Source organism: Allobosea minatitlanensis (assembly GCF_964020775.1).
Map to the genome: position 1 here is coordinate 3,608,678 of NZ_OZ224509.1, position 14,867 is coordinate 3,623,544.

Consider the following 14,867-nt stretch of genomic DNA (forward strand, 5'->3'; position numbering starts at 1 on the left):
GGAGAGGAGGCTTGCGGCGGCGGCCTTTCCCCGCTCCCGCCACCATCCCGCCCCGTTCCCGCCGCAGCCGGACCGGAACCTTCGCCGCACCGCGCCGTTGGGATCGGGAAGAGACAGGCGCAATCGAGAGGAGGAGTTTGCATGAAGAAAATGATGCTGATCATCACGCTGGGCGCCGCGATCGGCGCCGGCGCCTGCACGCCCCGCGAACAGAATGCGGGCACGGGCGCCCTGATCGGCGCGGGCGCGGGCGCTCTCATCGGCGGCGCAGCCACGGGCCGCGCCGGCGGCGCCCTGGCCGGAGCGGCCATCGGCGGCGCCAGCGGCGCCATCATCGGCGGCGCGGCGACCCCCCAGCGCTGCTACGGACGGGACGAGTGGGGCCGGCGCGTGGTCTACGACTGCTGAGAGCGCCGCCGCGAAGAAACGCATCGCAAGGCCCGCCAGCACTGGCGGGCCTTTTCGTTGCGGCTGGCGAAGCGACGCTGCGCTCAAGCATGGGCGTGGGTAGAACCTGGCCGCCTGTCAGATCTGACCATAGGGGCCGAAGCGCCCGACGAAGCGGTGGCGCGGGCCGGGATAGAGCAGGCGCACCGCCGTCACCGGGCGATCCTGGTTCCAGGTCCGCCGCTCGACCAGCAGGCAGGGCTCGCCGACCGCGATGGCGAGCAGCCCCGCCTCCTCTGCCTGCGCGCCGACGGCGCTGATCGCATGCTCGGCCTGCGACCAGAGGCTGTGCTGCAGCAGCCAGTCGCCAGGCGGAGTTTTCGCGAAATCCTCCCCGGCCACGCCCGGCACGGCCGCGACGTGAATGACGCGCTCCTCCAGCACATGCGGCTTGCCGTCGGCACGGTGCAGCACAAGGAGATGGGCCACCTTGTCGGAGCGCCGCAGACCGAAGCGCTCGGCGACCTCCGCCGCCGGGCGGCCGTCGCCCCGGGCGAGAACGTCGTAGGAATAGGCTTGCCCGAGCTGCTCCACCTCTTCCGGGATCGACAGGATGTCGAGCATGGCGTGGCTGGCCGGAGGGCTCGCGACGATGGTGCCGGAACGGCGGCGGCGGACGATCAGGCCCTCGCGGGCCAGTTGCACCAGCGCCCGGTGCACGGTCATGCGCGAGGCGCCGAGCTGCTCCATCAGCGCATGTTCGGGCGGCACGCCGGTGCCCGGCGGCCAGGCCCCGCTGACGACGAGGTCGCGGATCGCGCGGCGGATCTGGTCGTAGACCGGCCCGGCGCCGTCCAGCTTCACCGCGTCGGGCTGGGTCTCCGCCATCGTCTGTCCCGACCTGCCTTGCCTATGCCGCGAGCAGGCGCCGCATCACCCCGGCGAAGCGCGCCCGCACCGAATCGCGGGCGATGTGCCGCCCCTCTGCGACGACACTCCTGCCACCGACGACGACATCGCGCAAAGGCAGGGCGTTCGCGGCGAAGATCGCGCTGTCGAGGGCCTCGCTCCCGGATTTGCCGAGGATGGCCGGGTGATCCGCGTCGAGCGTGACGAAATCGGCGCGATGGCCCGGCGCGATCGCGCCGATGGCGCGGCCGCAGGCGCGCGCGCCGCCGGCGCAGGCCGCCTGCCAGAGCGCGAGCCCGGTCGAAGCATGCTCCGCCGCGAAGAGCGCGCGGCGGCGATCGCGCAGGCGCTGCGAATATTCGAGCTGGCGCAGTTCGGCGCCCGCGTCGATCTGGATGTTGGAATCGCTGCCGACGCCATAGGCGCCGCCGGCCTGCGCATAGCGGATGCCGTCGAAGATGCCGTCGCCGAGGCTCGCTTCCGTGATCGGGCACAGGCCCGCGACCGCGCCGCTCAGGGCGATGCCGTCGCGCTCGGCATCGGAGAGGTGGGTGGCATGGATCAGGCACCAGCGGCCATCGAGCGGAACCGTATCCATCAGCAATTCGACCGGCCGCCGGCCGGTGATCTTCAGGCTGGCCTCGACCTCGGGCACCTGCTCGGCGACGTGGATATGGACCGGATCATGCGGCCGCAGCGACGCCACCCAGCCGAGATCGTCGAGCGCGACCGCGCGCAGCGAATGCGGCGCGACGCCGAGCCGGGCGTCCGGCAGATCGCGGATCGCCGCGGCGCTCCCCTCCAGCAGGCGCTGATAGGCGTCGCGCTGGTTGACGAAGCGGCGCTGGCCATGGACCGAGGGCGCCTGACCGAAATTGCCGAATCGGTAGAGCACCGGCAGCAAGGTGAGGCCGAGGCCGGTTTCCTGCGCGGCGGAGGCGATCGCCTGCCCCATCGTCGCGATATTGGCGTAGGCGCGCCCGTCCCTGTCGTGATGGAGATAGTGGAACTCGGCGAGCGCGGTGAAGCCGCCCTCCAGCATCTCGACGAAGGCCTGGGCTGCGATGGCCTGCACGTCCTCGGGATCGAGCCGGTCGAGGAAGCGGTACATCACCTCGCGCCAGGTCCAGAAGGAATCCTCCGGCGCGCCCCGCCCTTCGGATAGCCCCGCCATGCCGCGCTGGAAGGCGTGGCTGTGCAGGTTCGGCATGCCGGGCAGCGCAATACCCGCAAAGCGGAGCCCCGCGCCGGCCGGCGCCGCATCCGGCTCGACGGCCGTGACGAAGCCGTCATCGACGGTCAATTTCACGTTGCGGGCAAAGCCTTGCGGCAGAAGCGCCTCGGCCAGATGCAGGGTCTCGGTCACCGCTTCGCTCCACTGTCTCGCTGCTCGTTCAATTGCATATGCAAATACGCGCTTGCCATTTGCATATGCAATTAGATAGCATAGGCCTCGATCAAAGAGTAGCGGGAGGATGCGCGGTGGCGAAAGCGCCCGGTGAAACGCTGGCTTGCGACAAGCTCTGGACCCATGCGCGGCTGGCGACGATGTCGCCGGCGATCGACGCACCCTATGGCACAATCGAAGACGGCGTGATCGCAAGCCGCGAGGGGCGCATCCTTTACGTCGGTCCGCGCGCCGAAGCGCCCGCCTTCGCCGCGGCCGAGACCGTCGACTGCGCCGGCCGCTGGATCACGCCCGGCCTGATCGATTGCCACACCCATCTGGTCTATGGCGGCGACCGCGCGCATGAGTTCGAGCTTCGTCTCGAGGGCGCGACCTATGAGGAGATCGCGCGGGCCGGCGGCGGCATCCTCTCCACCGTCAAGGCGACGCGCGAGGCGAGCGAGGACGCGCTCTTCGCCTCCGCCGACCGGCGCCTCGCCGCGCTGATGGCCGAGGGCGTCACCACCGTCGAGATCAAGTCGGGCTACGGGCTGGAGCAGCAGGCGGAGCTCAAGCAATTGCGCGTCGCGCGCCGCATCGGCCGCGAGCGGCCGGTCACCGTCCGCACCACCTTCCTCGGCGCCCATGCCGTGCCGCCGGAATACAAGGGCCGCTCGGGCGATTACGCCGCGCTCGTCGCCGGCCCGATCCTCGATGCCGTCGCGGCCGAGGGGCTGGCGGACGCCGTCGACGTCTTCTGCGAGGGCATCGCCTTCTCGCCGGAGGAGACGCGGCAGGTCTTCGAGGCCGCCAAGGCCAAGGGCCTCGCGATCAAGCTCCATGCCGAGCAGTTGTCCAATCTCCACGGCGCCAGGCTCGCGGCCGAGATGGGCGCGCTGTCCGCCGACCATCTCGAATATCTCGACGAAGACGGCGTCGTCGCCATGGCCAAGGCCGGCACTGTCGCGGTCGTGCTGCCCGGCGCCTTCTATTTCCTGCGCGAGACGCAGAAGCCGCCGATCGAGCTCATGCGCAAGCACGGCGCGGCGATCGCGCTGGCGACCGACGCCAATCCTGGCTCCTCGCCGCTGACCTCGCCGCTCCTGGTGCTCAACATGGCCTGCACGCTCTTCCGCATGACGCCTGAGGAGGCGCTGGCGGGCCTGACCCGCCATGCCGCAAAGGCACTCGGCCTTCAGGAGGAAATCGGCACGATCGAGGCCGGCAAGCGTTGCGATCTCGCGATCTGGGAGATCGAGCGCCCGGCGGAGCTCGCCTACCGCATCGGCTTCAACCCGCTTCACACCCGCATCTGGAACGGACAATGACCACGGTTTCGCTGAACCCGGGCGCAGCCCGCCTCACCGACTGGCGCGCCATCCTCGACGGCGCCGTCGCCTCGCTCGGCGGCGACAGCGCCACCTCCATCGCTTCCGGCCAGAAGATCGTCGAGGAGATCGTCGCCGCCGGCACCGTGACCTATGGCGTCAATACCGGCTTCGGCAAGCTCGCCAGCGTCCGCATCGCCGATGCCGATCTCGCCACGCTCCAGCGCAACCTGATCCTCTCGCATGCGGTCGGCACCGGCCCTGCCCTGCCCGACGGCGTGGTGCGCCTGCTGCTGGCGATGAAGGCGGCGAGCCTGGCGCGCGGCGCCTCCGGCGTGCGCCCCGCCGTGATCGAGGCGCTGACCGGCGCGCTCGGCGCCGACGCCCTGCCGGTAATCCCGGCCAAGGGCTCGGTCGGCGCCTCCGGCGACCTCGCCCCGCTCGCCCATATGACCGCGGCCCTGATGGGCTTCGGCGAGATCCGCCTGAAGGGCGAGACCCTGCCGGCGGCCGAGGCGCTAAAGCGCGCCGGCCTCACCCCGCTCGCGCTCGGCGCCAAGGAAGGCCTCGCGCTGATCAACGGCACGCAGGTCTCGACCACGATCGCGCTGACCGGGCTTGCGGCAATAGCCCGCGTCTTCGATGCCGCGCTCGTCGCCGGCGCGCTCTCCGTCGATGCGCTGAAGGGCTCCGACACGCCGTTCGACCCGCGCATCCAGTCGCTGCGCGGCCAGCCCGGCCAGATCAAGGTCGCGAAAATCCTGCTCGACCTGATCGCCGGCAGCGCCATCCGCGAGAGCCACCGCCATGGCGATACGAAGGTGCAGGACCCCTATTCGCTGCGCTGCCAGCCGCAGGTGATGGGCGCCGTGCGCGACCTCATCGGCAACGCCGCCGCGACGCTCTCGATCGAAGCCAACGCCGTCACCGACAACCCGCTGGTGCTCGGCCCCGGCGAGATCGTCTCGGGCGGCAATTTCCACGCCGAGCCCGTCGCCTTCGCCGCCGACATCCTGGCCATGGCGGTCTGCGAGATCGGCAACCTCTCCGAGCGCCGCATGGCGCTGCTGGTCGACCCCGTGATGAGCGGCCTGCCGCCCTTCCTCGCCCGCGATGCCGGGCTGAACTCCGGCTTCATGATCGCGCAGGTCACGGCTGCGGCTCTGGCTTCCGAGAACAAGCAGAAGGCCTATCCTGCTTCCGTCGACACCATTCCCACGTCGGCCAACCAGGAAGACCATGTCTCGATGGCGACGCATGGCGCCTTCCGCCTGATCGACATGGCGAAGAATGCCGCCAGCGTCATCGGCGTCGAACTGATGGCGGCGGCGGAAGCGATCGAGCATCACCGCCCGCTCAGGACCAGCGCCCGGCTGGAGCCGGTGCTGGCGCTCCTGCGCGAAAAGATCGCGCCGCTGACCGAGGACCGCTATCTCGCTCCCGACCTCGCGGCCGCGACCGAGCTCGTGCTCTCCGGCGCCGTCGGCAAGGCGGCGGGCCTCGACAGCTTTGCCGAGTGCAGCGCATGAGCACCGAGATCGTCACCGTGACGCGGGGCCCCTCCCCGCTCATCCTCTCGATGCCGCATCCCGGCACCGGCGTTCCCTCGGAGGTCACGGCGCAGCTCAACGAACGCGGAAAGCTGGTCGAGGATACCGACTGGCATATGCGCCAGCTCTACGGCTTCGCCGCACCGTTCCGGCCGACCATCGTCGAGGCCCAGCTCTCGCGCTTCGTCATCGACCTCAACCGCGACCCGGCCGGCGTCTCGCTCTATCCGGGCCAGGCGACGACCGAGCTGGTGCCGACCACGACCTTCGACGGGGCGCCGATCTGGCGGACGGCCCCGGACTCGGCCGAGATCGAGCGGCGCAAGGCGGCCTATTTCCAGCCCTATCACACGGCGCTCGCCAACGAGATCGCACGGGTCAAGGCCGAGCACGGCTATTGCGTGCTCTGGGATTGCCACTCGATCAAGTCGGTGATCCCGCGCCTGTTCGAGGGCACGCTGCCGACGCTCAACCTCGGCACCAATTCCGGCCAGAGCTGCGCGCCCGGCGTCGAGACCGCAGCCGTCGCCGCCATGGCCGGCCAGCCTCTCACCCAGATCCTCAACGGCCGCTTCAAGGGCGGCTGGATCACGCGCCATTACGGGCGCCCCTTCGAGGGCGTCCACGCGCTGCAGATGGAGATCGCGCTCTCGGCCTATCTCGCCGAGGAAGCCGCGCCCTGGACCTTCGACGCGACGAAGGCCGCCAGCCTGCAGAGCGCCCTGTCCGCCATCATCGAAGCCGCGCTTGCCGCAGCAGCAGCCATCGAACGGAGCCGTTCATGACCCGCCTCGACAACACCCGCACCATCCGCGCCGCGACCGGGACCGCGCTCACCGCCAAAAGCTGGCTGACCGAGGCGCCGCTGCGCATGCTGATGAACAATCTCGACCCGACCGTCGCCGAGAACCCGCATGAGCTGGTCGTCTATGGCGGCATCGGCCGGGCCGCGCGCTCCTGGGAGGATTTCGACCGCATCGTCGCGGCGCTGCGCGGGCTCGAGGCCGACGAGACGCTGCTCGTCCAGTCCGGCAAGCCGGTCGGCGTGTTCCGCACGCACAAGGACGCGCCGCGCGTCCTGATCGCCAACTCCAACCTCGTGCCGCACTGGGCCAACTGGGATCATTTCAACGAGCTCGACAGGAAGGGGCTCGCCATGTACGGCCAGATGACGGCCGGCTCCTGGATCTATATCGGCACGCAAGGGATCGTGCAGGGCACCTACGAGACCTTCGTCGAGGCTGGCCGCCAGCACTATGGCGGCAACCTCAAGGGCAAATGGGTCCTGACCGGCGGCCTCGGCGGCATGGGCGGCGCGCAGCCGCTGGCCGCGGTGATGGCCGGCGCCTCCTGCCTCGCCGTCGAGTGCAATCCGGATTCGATCGAGTTCCGCCTGCGCACCCGCTATCTCGACGAGAAGGCGCAGACGCTCGACGAGGCGCTGGAGATGATCGCCCGTTGGACCAAGGCCGGCGAGGCGAAGTCGGTCGGCCTCATCGGCAACTGCGCCGAGATCCTGCCCGAGATGGTCCGCCGCGGCATCCGCCCCGACATGGTCACCGACCAGACCTCGGCGCACGACCCGGTCAACGGCTACCTGCCGAAGGGCTGGACCATGGGCGAGTGGAAGCAGCGCCGCGAGGGCGATCCGAAGGCGGTCGAGAAGGCGGCGCGCGCCTCGATGCGCGAGCATGTCGAGGCGATGATCGCCTTCCAGCAGATGGGCTTGCCCGTCTTCGACTACGGCAACAACATCCGGCAGGTCGCCAAGGAAGAGGGGCTGGAGAACGCCTTCGCCTTCCCGGGCTTCGTCCCGGCCTATATCCGCCCGCTGTTCTGCCGCGGCATCGGCCCGTTCCGCTGGGCCGCGCTCTCGGGCGATCCGGAGGATATCTACAAGACCGACGCCAAGGTGAAGGAGCTCTTGCCCGACAACGCGCACCTGCACAACTGGCTCGACATGGCGCGCGAGCGCATCGCCTTCCAGGGCCTGCCGGCACGCATCTGCTGGGTCGGCCTCGGCGACCGCCACCGCCTCGGCCTCGCCTTCAACGAGATGGTCGCCAAGGGCGAATTGAAGGCGCCGGTCGTGATCGGCCGCGACCATCTCGATTCCGGCTCGGTCGCCTCGCCGAACCGCGAGACCGAGGCGATGAAGGACGGCTCGGACGCGGTTTCCGACTGGCCGCTGCTCAACGCCCTGCTCAACACGGCCTCCGGCGCGACCTGGGTTTCGCTGCATCATGGCGGCGGCGTCGGCATGGGCTTCTCGCAGCATGCGGGCGTGGTGATCTGCGCCGACGGCACGGAGGACGCCGCCGCCCGCCTCGGGCGCGTGCTCTGGAACGACCCGGCGACCGGCGTGATGCGCCATGCCGATGCCGGCTACGACATCGCGCTGGACTGCGCCCGCGAGAAGGGGCTCGACCTGCCGGGCATCCTGGGCTGAGCCTTCGTGTCATTCCGGGGCGGCGCGCCAGCGCCGAGCCCGGAACCTGGAACCGATGCCGATCTTCGCATTGGTTCTGCAAACTCCCCGATTCATTCGGGTAGGGTATCGGTTCCGGGTTCCGGGCTCATGGCTTCGCCATGCCCCGGAATGACACGCGGTTCCGAGCGGAGAAACAAGGATCATGCGCATCATCCGCGCCGCCGACTGCAAGGTCATGCCCTGGAAGAACGGCGGCGGCACCACCACCGAGATCGCGGTTTTTCCCGAGGGAGCCCCCCTCAGCGATTTCGACTGGCGCATCTCGATGGCGCATGTGGGCGCAGACGGGCCGTTCTCCGCCTTCCCCGGCATCGACCGGACGCTGTCGGTGCTGACCGGGAACGGCATCCGCCTCGCCTTCGACGACGGCGAGACGGTTTCGCTCGACCGTACCGCCGCCCCGTTCTTCTTCGCCGCGGACCGGGGCGTGAAGGGCGTGCTGGTCGACGGGCCGATCGACGATCTGAATGTCATGAGCCGACGCGGGGCGTGGCGCCACAGCGTCGAAAGGCTGAGCGGCGGATCGCGGGAGATCGCGGCCGAGCGGGGACTGCTGGTTCTCGTGGCGCATCAAGGCGATTGGCAGGTGGACGGCACGGCGCTCGCCGCCGGGGACAGCGCCGTCCTCGCAGCTCCCGCCACAGCAAAACTCGCCGCCCGGAACGGCGGCGAGCTGTTCGTCGTGAAGCTGGCCCCGGCGCGCTAGGTCATCGCGCGTACTTACGGATGATCCATCTCATTGCTGGCGCATCGGATTTTTCCGAAAAGCGGATTCCACTTTCCGGTCCGATGCCTAAGCCGCCTGCCGCGGCTGCGGGCCGACATAGACCGATTGCGGGCGGATCAGCTTGCCGCCGGCGATCTGTTCATGGGCATGGGCGAGCCAACCCGTCGTCCGGCCCAGCGCGAAGACGCAGGTGAAGGAATCCGGCGTGAAGCCGAGCGCCTCCAGCAGCAGCGCCGTGTAGAACTCGACATTGGTCTCCAGCGTCCGGTTCGGCTTGCGCTCGCGCAGGATGGCGAGCGCCGCCTGCTCGACCGCCTCGGCCAAGGCGAGCCGCCCGGCATCGGCGCCGAGCCGGCGGATCGCGCCCTTCAGGGCGTCGGCGCGCGGATCGCGCACCCGGTAGATGCGGTGGCCGAAGCCCATCAGCCGGTCGCCCCGGTCCAGCGCCGCCTCCAGCCAGGCGCGGGCATCGGCCGGCGCGCCGATGGCGTCGAGCATCTCGATGACCGGGCCGGGCGCGCCGCCATGAAGCGGCCCCTTCAGGGCGCTGATCCCGGCCAGCACGGCCGAGACCAGGCCGGCCCGGGTCGAGGCGACCACGCGCGCGGCGAAGGTCGAGGCGTTGAGGCCGTGATCGGCCACGGTGACGAGATAGGTGTCGAGCGCGGCGGCCTGCTGCGGGGTCGGCGCCGCGCCGGTCAGCATGCGCAGCGTATCGGCCGCCTGCGACAGGGACGGATCGGGCGCGACCGGGGCGAGCCCGCGCCGCAGCCTGAGCGCCGCCGGGGTGAAGACCGCCGGCGCCGCCAGCAGCTTCAGGACCACGCCGGCGCCCTCGCCGTCCGGGATCAGCGCCGTCATCGCGCGGACCATCTCGACGGGCGAGAGCGCCGCCGGCACGGCATCGCTGACGATCGTCTCGAACAGCTCCTTGCGGGCCTCGCCCAGCGCGACCTGCAACTGCTTCTGTCGTGGCAGATTCGGCACGAAACCGTCGAGCATCAGCGCCGCCATCTCCTCGAAGGAGGTGTGGCCCGCGAGCGCGTCCAGGCTGTGGCCGCGCATCACCAGCCGGCCCGCCGCTCCATCGACCTCCGAGAGCACGGTATGGGCGGCAACGACATCTTCAAGGCCATCGGACATGGCGGATTCTCCTCAACATCTGACGCCTTGAGGATCGTGAGCTTCGGCGCTAGAATCAATCTTGATCGATATAATCAATATATATTCCGATGAACGACTGGCTGACGGCGCAACAGGCAATGGCGCGACTCGGGCTGAAGCCGCAGACGCTCTACGCCTATGTCAGCCGCGGGCTGATCGAGGTGCGCGGCGACGCGGCCGATTCGCGACGCCGCCTCTACCGGGCCGAGGACGTGGCGCGGCTCGAACGGCGCAAGGCGCGTGGCCGCAAGCCCGCCGCCATCGCCGAGGATGCGATCGCCTTCGGCGAGCCGATCCTGGCCTCGGGCATCGCCACGATCCAGCGCGGCAGGCTCTGGTATCGCGGGCAGGACGCCGAGAAGCTGGCCGAGACGGCGAAGCTGGAGGATGTCGCGCGGCTGCTCTGGGATTGCGGCTCGCAGCGCTTCCCGCCGCTGTTCACGATCGTCCCGGAGGCACCGGCCCGGCAGCGGATCTTCGCGGTCATCGCCGCGCGCGCCGCCGGCGATGCCGCCATGGCCGGGCGCGCGAAGAAGGCGCTCTATCTCGAGGCCGCCTCGGTGCTCGACGCGCTGGTCGACGCCATTGCCGGGCGGCCGGGCCAGGGGCCGATCCATCTTCGGCTGGCGCAGGCCTGGGGCTGCGATGCGCGCGGGGCCGACCTGATCCGCCGCGCTCTCGTTCTGCTCGCCGACCATGAGCTCAACGCCTCGACCTTCGCGGTCCGCGTCGCGGCCTCGACGCGCGCCTCGCTGGCAGCCTGCGTGCTGGCCGGGCTCGCCACGCTTTCGGGGCCGCTGCATGGCGGCATGGCGTCGCGCGTGCTCGGGCTGATGCGGGAGATCGCGGAGGACGGGACGAAGGGCGCGATTTCCGCCCGCCTCGCGGCGGGGGTGCCCTTGCCCGGCTTCGGCCACCCGCTCTACCCTAACGGCGATGCGCGGGCGCGCGGCCTGCTCGCGGCCTTCACCTTGCCGCCGGCCTATGAGGAGGTGCGCCGGGCCGTCGCGGCGCTGACCGGCGAGGAGCCCAATATCGACTTCGTGCTGACCGCGATCGCGGCCCGGCTCGGGCTGGCCCCGGACGTTTCCTTCCAGATCTTCGCGGCCGCCCGCTGCACGGGCTGGATCGCCCATGCGCTGGAGCAGAACGAGACCGGCCGGCTGATCCGGCCTCGCGCCCGCTATGTCGGGCCGGAGCCGGCTTAAGCTGCAACCGCGCCGTCATTCCGGGGCTTTGCGCAGCAAAGAGCCCGGCACCCAGAACCGGCGTGCCTGATTGAGAGGCGCACCGGCAAAAGCCCTTTTGAAGACCCGCATCGGTTCTGGGTTCCGGCTTCGCCGCCTAGCGGCGCCCCGGAATGACGCAGGCGGGGCTTGCCTAAGCCGACCCGGCAACCTTCGCCGCAGCCGGCTCCCGCCCAAGCTCGCCCTCGCGCGCCTCGATATAGCCGCGCGTGACCGGCAGGCCGTCGAGTTTCTTGGCGAGCTGGAACTGGAACACCACCAGATCGTCATGCCGGAAGCTCGCCTCGGAGGCGGCCAGATAGAATTCCCACATCCGGGCGAAGCGCTCGTCATACATCGCCACCGCCTCCTTGCGCCGGGCGAGGAAGTTCTCGCGCCAGGCCTTCAGCGTCTCGGCGTAATGGATGCGCAGCACCTCGACATCGGTGATGACGAGCCCTTCCTTCTCGATCGCCGCCGCCACCTCCGACATGGCGGGAATATAGCCGCCGGGAAAGATGTACTTGGCGATGAAGGGGTTGGTGGCGCCCGGCGGCGAGGAGCGGCCGATGGTGTGGATCAAAGCGACGCCGTCATCGGTCAGCAGTTCGCGGACCTTGCGGAAATAGTCGCGATAGTAGCCGACGCCGACATGCTCGAACATGCCGACCGAGACGATGCGGTCGAAGCTCTCGGTCAGGTGGCGGTAGTCCTGCAGCCGGAATTCGACCGGCAGGCCGGATTCGGCGCCGCGCTGCCTGGCAATGGCGAGCTGCTCCTCGGACAGGGTGATGCCCGTGACGGAAGCTCCCGTCTCGCCCGCGATCGACAGCGCCATCCCGCCCCAGCCGCAGCCGATATCGAGCACGCGCTGGCCCGGCGCGAGGTCGAGCTTGCCCATGATATGGCGCTTCTTGGCGAGCTGCGCCTCGGCCAGCGTCATCTCGGGCCGGGCGAAATAGGCGCAGGAATACTGCATGTCGGGATCGAGGAAGAGCCTGAAGAAATCGCTCTTCAGATCGTAGTGATGCGCGACGTTGCGCTTCGCCAGCGCCGGCGTGTTGTGCTGGTGGAAACGCCGCAGCGCCGTGCGCAGCCCGGCGAGCGTCTTGCCCCAGCCCCGCGGCCTGGCCTTGTGGACCGCCGCCACCAGCGCGTCGAGCAGGTCGTAGAGCGAGCCCTGCTCGACGACGACGCGCCCGTCCATGACCGCTTCGCCCAGGGCGAGTTCGGGGTTGAGCGCGAGCCTGAGCTCGGTCGGCGTATCGACGATGCGCATGCGCAGCCGCGGCACCGTGCCATGCCCGACCGTCTGCAGCGTCCCGTCCGGAAAAACCACGTCTATCCGCGGCTCGATCGCCAGCCGCGACAGCATCCTTGCAACCAGTGAACGCATTGGCCCCACCTTCGGCAGCGCCCCCTTGTTGTTCAAAAGATGGCAAGAGAAATGCTGGGCGTAACTCCGTTTGAATGCAAGGGTGCCCCTCGCCTGCGGCATGACAGCGCAGCATAATTCCCGACAGCCCGCAAAGGAAGCATGGCCGCCCTGCGGGAGCGCAAGCCCGGTTCAGGGCCCGGCGGCCACGACCTCGGCGCGGATTTCCTCGACCAGCCGCTCCTTCAGCGCCACGAATTCCCGGCTGGTCTTGATCGTGTAGGGTCGCGGATGCGGCAGCTCGACCGGGATGTCGGCCTTGATCCGCCCCGGCCTGGCGCTCATCACGACCACGCGGGAACCGACGAAGATCGCCTCCTCGATGTCGTGGGTGACGAAAAGCACGGTCTTGCGCTCGCGCTCCCAGATGCCGAGCAGCATCTCCTGCATCAGCGAGCGGGTCTGGTTGTCGAGCGCGCCGAAGGGCTCGTCGAGCAGCAGGATCTTGGGGTCGTTGGCGAGCGCGCGGGCGATCGCGGTGCGCTGCTGCATGCCGCCGGAAAGCTGCTTCGGGAAATGGTCGACGAAGCCGGAGAGGCCGACGCGCCCGGCCCAGTCGCGGGCGATTTTCAGCCGTTCGGCTTCCGGCAAGCCTTTCTCGCGCAGGCCGAAGGCGATGTTCTGCTGCACGGTGAGCCAGGGGAAGAGCGTGTAGCTCTGGAAGACGAAGCCGCGATCGGCGCCCGGCCCCGCGACGGCCGCGCCGTCGAGCATGACCCGGCCCTCGCTCGCGCTTTCCAGCCCGCCGACGATGCGCAGCAGCGTGGACTTGCCGCAGCCCGAGGGACCGAGGATGGCGATGAAGTCGTTGTCGGCCACGGTGAGCGTGGTCGGCATCAGCGCCCGCGTCGGCTCGGCGCCGTGCTGGCCCGGGAAGACCTTGCCGACATTCTCGATAACGAGTTTGCTCATAGGCGCGCCCATGGGAACAGGCGCTGGTTGACCGCCTTGAACAGGAAATCCGAGACCAGGCCGATCAGCCCGATGACGATGATGCCGAAGATGATCTGCCCGGTGTTGAGCAGCGCCTGGCTGTCGGTGATCATGTGGCCGATGCCGGAGGACGAGCCGATCAGCTCGGCGACGATGACATAGGTCCAGGCCCAGCCGAGCACGAGGCGGAAGATCTCGGCGATCTGCGGCGCCGCATTGGGCAGGAGCACGCGGCGCACCACCGACCGGTCGCTGGCGCCGAGCGTGTAGGCGGCGTCGACGAGATCGCGCCGGACCCCGCCGACCGCGACCGCGATCATCAGGATGAGCTGGAAGACCGAGCCGAGGAAGATGACGAGCAGCTTCTGGGTCTCGCCGATGCCGGCCCAGAGGATCAGCAGGGGAATGAAGGCCGAGGCCGGCAGATAGCGCGCGAAGGAGACGAAGGGCTCCAGGAACGCCTCGATCGGCTTGTAGGCGCCCATCAGGATGCCGAGCGGCAGGGCGACCAGCGCCGCCAGGACGAAGCCGCCGACGACGCGCCAGACGGTCATCAGGATGTCGAAGCCGAAGCCGTAGCGGGTCATCAGGCTCCAGCCTTCGCCGACCATGGTCAGCGGGTCGGCCAGGAACAGGCGCTGCACATAGCCGCCGAAGGTGGCGGCCGACCAGAGCGCGACGAAGAGCGCGAAGAAGGCGATGCCGTAGCCGATGCGCTCCGTCGCCGAGACGGGCCTGAGCGGTTTCATGGCGTGTCGAGCTCCGTCATGGCGAGCGCCAGCTCCTTCCAGGGTTCGGGCGACCAGTAGCCCGCCGCCGCGCCGGAGGTCGAGGGCAGGACGAAGATTCCCGCGCCGGCGAAGGTGCCGGGCTGCCGGCCATAGGCGAGCGGGCCGGCGGCCGCGCCGAGCGCGGCCCGCGCCGCGCGCTTGCCGTTGAAGGCGAGCAGGCGCGGGCGATGCGCGGCGATCCGCCCCCGCAGGCCGGCGACGTCGAAATGGTCGCCGCGCAGGTTGGAATCCGGGCCCGAGCTGCGCTTGGCGACGTCGGTGAGGCCGATGCCCCAGCGCGGCAGCTCGCGGAAGCGCTCCGGAGCGAACCGCTCCGGCACCAGCCCGACCTGATGGATGATCGTCCAGAACTTGTTGCCCGGGCCGGCGTAATAGGCGCCGCGCGCCGCCGAGGCGGCGCCGGCCTGCGTGCCGCAGAAGACGACATGCAGGCCGGGCTCCAGGACATCCGGCAGGATCGGGGCCGCCTGTTCGCAGCCCGTGGTCGCCTTGCGGCCCTCGTGCCGAGAAGCGGGTTCGGTCATGCCAGGCAATATCCG

14 protein-coding genes are annotated in these 14,867 nt (G+C 69.8%); 7 read left to right on the forward strand and 7 right to left on the reverse strand.

All coding sequences use genetic code 11. From position 1 onward, the window contains the following. Positions 1-141 precede the first annotated feature (141 nt). Complete coding sequence (locus tag ACWH43_RS17840; protein ID WP_158444548.1) at positions 142-408, forward strand: glycine zipper domain-containing protein; 267 nt, start codon at positions 142-144, stop codon at positions 406-408. 117 nt (positions 409-525) lie between these two features. On the opposite strand, the gene hutC is transcribed toward ACWH43_RS17840, so the two are convergent. Both hutC and ACWH43_RS17850 read right to left on the reverse strand, forming a co-directional pair. Next, positions 526-1,275, reverse strand: a complete 750-nt coding sequence (gene hutC, locus ACWH43_RS17845) for a histidine utilization repressor (RefSeq protein ID WP_158444547.1) — start codon at positions 1,273-1,275, stop codon at positions 526-528. Between the two features lie 22 nt (positions 1,276-1,297). Next, the gene (locus ACWH43_RS17850; RefSeq protein WP_260348101.1) at positions 1,298-2,662 is read right to left on the reverse strand and encodes a formimidoylglutamate deiminase; all 1,365 of its coding nucleotides are present in this window, start codon (positions 2,660-2,662) and stop codon (positions 1,298-1,300) included. A gap of 140 nt (positions 2,663-2,802) precedes the next feature. Here ACWH43_RS17850 and hutI point away from each other — a divergent pair, with 140 nt between their 5' ends. The 5 genes from hutI to ACWH43_RS17875 all read left to right on the forward strand — a co-directional run bounded on the left by hutI (position 2,803) and on the right by ACWH43_RS17875 (position 8,758). After that, positions 2,803-4,011, forward strand: coding sequence for an imidazolonepropionase (gene hutI / locus ACWH43_RS17855; RefSeq protein ID WP_260348165.1), 1,209 nt, complete (start codon positions 2,803-2,805; stop codon positions 4,009-4,011). Continuing rightward, complete coding sequence (hutH, locus tag ACWH43_RS17860; protein WP_158444545.1) at positions 4,008-5,540, forward strand: histidine ammonia-lyase; 1,533 nt, start codon at positions 4,008-4,010, stop codon at positions 5,538-5,540. The genes hutI and hutH overlap by 4 nt, the downstream gene beginning before the upstream one ends. Further along, positions 5,537-6,346: an N-formylglutamate deformylase gene (gene hutG, locus ACWH43_RS17865; RefSeq protein ID WP_158444544.1), complete on the forward strand. Its 810-nt coding sequence runs from the start codon at positions 5,537-5,539 to the stop codon at positions 6,344-6,346. Before hutH ends, hutG begins: the two co-directional genes overlap by 4 nt. Beyond that, positions 6,343-8,010, forward strand: coding sequence for a urocanate hydratase (gene hutU, locus ACWH43_RS17870; RefSeq protein WP_158444543.1), 1,668 nt, complete (start codon positions 6,343-6,345; stop codon positions 8,008-8,010). The genes hutG and hutU overlap by 4 nt, the downstream gene beginning before the upstream one ends. A 184-nt stretch (positions 8,011-8,194) precedes the next feature. Next, on the forward strand, positions 8,195-8,758 hold the full coding sequence (locus ACWH43_RS17875; RefSeq protein ID WP_158444542.1) for a HutD/Ves family protein: 564 nt from the start codon (positions 8,195-8,197) through the stop codon (positions 8,756-8,758). An 87-nt stretch (positions 8,759-8,845) separates the two neighbouring features. On the opposite strand, the gene ACWH43_RS17880 is transcribed toward ACWH43_RS17875, so the two are convergent. Next, positions 8,846-9,922, reverse strand: a complete 1,077-nt coding sequence (locus tag ACWH43_RS17880) for a citrate synthase/methylcitrate synthase (protein WP_158444541.1) — start codon at positions 9,920-9,922, stop codon at positions 8,846-8,848. A gap of 89 nt (positions 9,923-10,011) precedes the next feature. Between ACWH43_RS17880 and ACWH43_RS17885 the strand changes: the two genes are divergently transcribed. Beyond that, positions 10,012-11,151, forward strand: a complete 1,140-nt coding sequence (locus tag ACWH43_RS17885; RefSeq protein ID WP_158444540.1) for a citrate/2-methylcitrate synthase — start codon at positions 10,012-10,014, stop codon at positions 11,149-11,151. Between the two features lie 172 nt (positions 11,152-11,323). Here ACWH43_RS17885 and ACWH43_RS17890 read toward each other — a convergent pair whose 3' ends face one another. From ACWH43_RS17890 to ACWH43_RS17905, 4 genes are all read right to left on the reverse strand, one after another. Beyond that, on the reverse strand, positions 11,324-12,565 hold the full coding sequence (locus tag ACWH43_RS17890) for an SAM-dependent methyltransferase (protein WP_158444539.1): 1,242 nt from the start codon (positions 12,563-12,565) through the stop codon (positions 11,324-11,326). Between the two features lie 171 nt (positions 12,566-12,736). Further along, positions 12,737-13,516: an ABC transporter ATP-binding protein gene (locus tag ACWH43_RS17895; RefSeq protein WP_260348100.1), complete on the reverse strand. Its 780-nt coding sequence runs from the start codon at positions 13,514-13,516 to the stop codon at positions 12,737-12,739. Beyond that, on the reverse strand, positions 13,513-14,286 hold the full coding sequence (locus ACWH43_RS17900) for an ABC transporter permease (RefSeq protein ID WP_158444537.1): 774 nt from the start codon (positions 14,284-14,286) through the stop codon (positions 13,513-13,515). Before ACWH43_RS17900 ends, ACWH43_RS17895 begins: the two co-directional genes overlap by 4 nt. Continuing rightward, a complete protein-coding gene (locus tag ACWH43_RS17905; protein WP_158444536.1) occupies positions 14,283-14,852 on the reverse strand; it encodes a mismatch-specific DNA-glycosylase in 570 nt (189 codons plus the stop codon). The genes ACWH43_RS17900 and ACWH43_RS17905 overlap by 4 nt, the downstream gene beginning before the upstream one ends. Positions 14,853-14,867 lie beyond the last annotated feature (15 nt).

Bases quoted from the DNA above. Each gene is read 5' to 3' on its own strand.
- ACWH43_RS17840 (WP_158444548.1), top strand. From the start codon at position 142: ATGAAGAAAATGATGCTGATCATCACGCTGGGCGCCGCGATCGGCGCC.
- hutC (WP_158444547.1), bottom strand. From the start codon at position 1,275: ATGGCGGAGACCCAGCCCGACGCGGTGAAGCTGGACGGCGCCGGGCCG.
- hutH (WP_158444545.1), top strand. From the start codon at position 4,008: ATGACCACGGTTTCGCTGAACCCGGGCGCAGCCCGCCTCACCGACTGG.
- hutG (WP_158444544.1), top strand. From the start codon at position 5,537: ATGAGCACCGAGATCGTCACCGTGACGCGGGGCCCCTCCCCGCTCATC.
- hutU (WP_158444543.1), top strand. From the start codon at position 6,343: ATGACCCGCCTCGACAACACCCGCACCATCCGCGCCGCGACCGGGACC.
- ACWH43_RS17875 (WP_158444542.1), top strand. From the start codon at position 8,195: ATGCGCATCATCCGCGCCGCCGACTGCAAGGTCATGCCCTGGAAGAAC.
- ACWH43_RS17880 (WP_158444541.1), bottom strand. From the start codon at position 9,922: ATGTCCGATGGCCTTGAAGATGTCGTTGCCGCCCATACCGTGCTCTCG.
- ACWH43_RS17885 (WP_158444540.1), top strand. From the start codon at position 10,012: ATGAACGACTGGCTGACGGCGCAACAGGCAATGGCGCGACTCGGGCTG.
- ACWH43_RS17890 (WP_158444539.1), bottom strand. From the start codon at position 12,565: ATGCGTTCACTGGTTGCAAGGATGCTGTCGCGGCTGGCGATCGAGCCG.
- ACWH43_RS17895 (WP_260348100.1), bottom strand. From the start codon at position 13,516: ATGAGCAAACTCGTTATCGAGAATGTCGGCAAGGTCTTCCCGGGCCAG.
- ACWH43_RS17900 (WP_158444537.1), bottom strand. From the start codon at position 14,286: ATGAAACCGCTCAGGCCCGTCTCGGCGACGGAGCGCATCGGCTACGGC.
- ACWH43_RS17905 (WP_158444536.1), bottom strand. From the start codon at position 14,852: ATGACCGAACCCGCTTCTCGGCACGAGGGCCGCAAGGCGACCACGGGC.